We start from the raw sequence: 3,405 nt of genomic DNA, 5'->3' as shown, positions 1-3,405 counted from the left end.
TTGACTTGACTACTGTTTGACTTGACTATTTCTTGATTTGACTGCTGTTGGATTTGTTTTACTATCGATCGGATTGAACCGAAGCTGATGGATATTTCTATATTTAGCCTGATAAACGTTTGTTTTAAATATAATTATACTGCTTATGACAACGAAACTTCCATTAACAGAAGAACTGTCTGATGTTTTAGACATAGCCAAATCTATAGCGAACGAAAACGCCAATGAAGAGATTTCGCCTTCTCATATTATAAAGGCCCTGCTAAACAAAGACTTCCCATTGCGACGTTCTTTGGAGTCGATGGGAAAAGATGTTTTTTTTATTGATGACTGGGCTGATCTGCGCATAAGCAAATGCAAAAAGGTTCCAAAGATCACCAAGCCACCCGGGCTTGACAGCAATGCAGAGGCTGTATTTGAAGAGGCTGACTTGTTGCGCATTAAGCTTGGGAAAGAACACATTGAGTCTTTTATGGTTTTGGCAGCCTTATCTATCCCTGGTGTTGGTTATACTTATGAACAACTCAAAACCTTTCCCATTACCAGCGAAGAGTTATTGAACACGGAATATTTCGACCAGCTAAAGGAAGCTCCACCAGGTTTGACAGACAGCAAATCGCAAACGAAATCTGATTATAAGTTTCTGTATAATTACTGTATTGATAAATCATCGATCATTGAAAGCGGCCTGTTTGATCCTGTTATGTGTCGCGAAAAAGAAATAAGGCTGATTTCTGAAACATTGTGCAGGCGAACCAAGCCCAACGCCATTTTGGTTGGAGAGCCGGGTGTGGGCAAGTCTGCCATCATCGACGGACTTGCTGCCGCCATACTGGATGGCAAGGTGCCCAAAAAACTCCAAAATGCGAAAATATTTGAACTCGACTTTGGGGCATTGATTGCAGGTGCTTCCTACAAAGGGGAGGTTGAAGACAGGTTAAAAAAAATCATCGCAGAGATCAAGACCATTCCAAATACCATACTTTTCATTGATGAGATTCATTTAATGCTTGACAAACACGGCGGGGCTGCCGGGGCTGCCAACCTCATCAAGCCTGAATTAGCCAGGGGTGGCCTCACCATCATTGGGGCAACCACCAATGACGAATTTGCAAAATTCATTGAAGGCGATGAGGCTTTCATGAGACGATTCGAAAAAATTACGATCAACGAACCCAACGAAGAAGACGCTTTTGAAATGCTTAAAGCGGTGATTCCTAAGTATGCAAAGCATCATATGCTGGAAATCAATGACAATGCATTAAAAGAATCCATTAAACTGGCCAGGCGATTTAACAAAGACAGGAAGTTGCCTGATGCTGGCATTGACCTCATTGATAAAACTATGGCTGCATTAAGTATTTATAAAGAGACCGCAAAGGCTGAACTTGATGATATTGTAAATGCCAACGATCTCCTTTCCGACAAAATGAAGAAAAAGCTGGCACATGACTCACACGAACTGACTAAGGTTAAATCCTTATTATCCAGTCATTTAAACTATTTGCTAATCGCAAAAGCTTCATTCTCAGCAGATAGTTTGAAAACACTTGATAACCAAAAACAGGTTGACATGTTAAGCACGTTCATTGATAAGTTTTATGCATTACTGAACGAAGAGATCAACCTGGTTGACACAGATGATTTATATGCAGTAGTGTCATTTAAAACGGGAATTCCCCTGGGCAAGTTACAAACAAACGAGCAGGAGCGTTTGATAAAAATTGAGGATGAATTACAGAAGCGGATCATAGGCCAGGATCATGCGATTCATGAAATTGCACAGGCCATCAGAAGGGCACGGGCAGGATTGAGGAAGCAGAACAAACCTGTAGGTTCTTTCTTCCTGGTTGGACCCACGGGCACAGGTAAAACAGAACTGGCACGAACCCTGGCGGATTACTTATTCCAGGATGAAAATGCAATGCTGAGGTTTGACATGTCTGAATTTACTGAAGAAGCATCTGTTTCGCTTCTCCACGGCGCTTCACCGGGCTATGTTGGTTATGAGGAAGGCGGGTTGCTTGTGAACGAAATTCGCCAACAGCCATATTCAGTGGTATTATTTGATGAAATTGAAAAAGCACATGCTTCCGTTTTCAAGATCTTCTATCAAGTGCTGGATGAAGGAAAGCTGCATGATAAGCTGGGAAAAGAGGGCGACTTCACCAATGCCATCATTCTTTTTACATCCAATATCGGCAGTGAAATCATTATTGACACATTTCAGCACCATAACAAGCTATTGGAAGACGATGTCCTAAAAGAAGAAATGAAAAAATATTTCCAGCCCGCCTTCATCAACCGGCTGGACAAGATCATTCCCTTTGCGCCCATTCGAAAAGAGTTGGTTCATCTCATTTTAAATATCCATATCAACAAGGTGCGCAATCTTTTGAAAGAGCAAAATATTTTTCTGGAAATTTCCGACCCTGCAATTGAAGCATTGTCAAAGATGGGCTTCAGTTTGGAATACGGTGCAAGACCCATATTGGGAGTGATCAGGGACCATATAGAGACGCCCCTGTCCAACATGATCATTAGTGGTGAGTTAAAGGGCAATTCCATTGCCAAGCTGGATAAAAACGAAAAAGAATTAACTTGGGAGTGTGCCCAGGCGGCGAAATAATTCTAAAACACGGACAGATGTGAAATCATTTAAAAATTTCCTGGGTTCATTTTTCCAGCATTTCAAAAAAAAAAGAGAGCCTGACGTAATCACCAATCATAATTATCAAGACCCTTACCAGGGGGAAACAAATACTATTAACTATCAACTAAACGAAGAAACTATGGCAAAGAAAACTGTAATTACGCGTGTATTAGATGTGGAAACAAGCGATGCAATTGTTGAGTTTCCACAAAACCGAACGCTTCTGGCCGAACAGTTAACAGACGAAGCACCGGTAAAACCTGAGATTGTCAAGGGCCTGAAAACCATGGACGACATCTTCAACTATTACAAACCAAAGGTAAAGCTTGATTTTGAAGGGCCTGACGGGCAATCAAAAAATGAAACACTACATTTCAACGACCTCCGGGACTTTGAAAAAGATGGGTTGATCAAAAACTCTGAGTTTCTCAAAGATATCGGCTTAAAGAGAGAGAGCTACCAGAAGATTGAGAAACAGCTGCGCACCAACAAACTGCTCCGTGATGCAATTGCTGATCCGGAGGCCAGGGTTGCTTTGATCAGATCGATGCAGGCGCTCCTGAAAGAATTACAAAATGCTGATTAACTGTGATTTTAATGACTGTAAATTGAATTGAGTTCATGTACCTTTTAAAAATTTAAAACTATGGCAAAACAAGAAAAAGATAAAGCCCAGAAAGAAGACATACAGGAGAAAGCTTTCCAGGAGAAGAATTACCTGGAGGAAGTTGAAAAGATATCAGATCCTTTAG

At 41.1% G+C, this 3,405-nt stretch carries 2 protein-coding genes; both read left to right on the top strand.

Annotated features, from left to right (window positions below; all coding sequences use genetic code 11):
• The first annotated feature begins 145 nt into the window (after window positions 1–145).
• Window positions 146–2,629: an ATP-dependent Clp protease ATP-binding subunit gene (locus ACJWXQ_RS06690; protein WP_406672431.1), complete on the top strand. Its 2,484-nt coding sequence runs from the start codon at window positions 146–148 to the stop codon at window positions 2,627–2,629.
• A gap of 19 nt (window positions 2,630–2,648) precedes the next feature.
• The gene (locus ACJWXQ_RS06685) at window positions 2,649–3,239 is read left to right on the top strand and encodes a hypothetical protein (protein WP_406672430.1); all 591 of its coding nucleotides are present in this window, start codon (window positions 2,649–2,651) and stop codon (window positions 3,237–3,239) included.
• The last annotated feature ends 166 nt before the right edge of the window (window positions 3,240–3,405 follow it).

The organism is Natronospira sp. (genome assembly GCF_007134575.1).
Lineage (GTDB): Bacteria > Pseudomonadota > Gammaproteobacteria > Natronospirales > Natronospiraceae > Natronospira > Natronospira elongata.
Note: the sequence above shows the minus strand (reverse complement) of the source record. Positions and strands in the feature narration are given on the sequence as shown.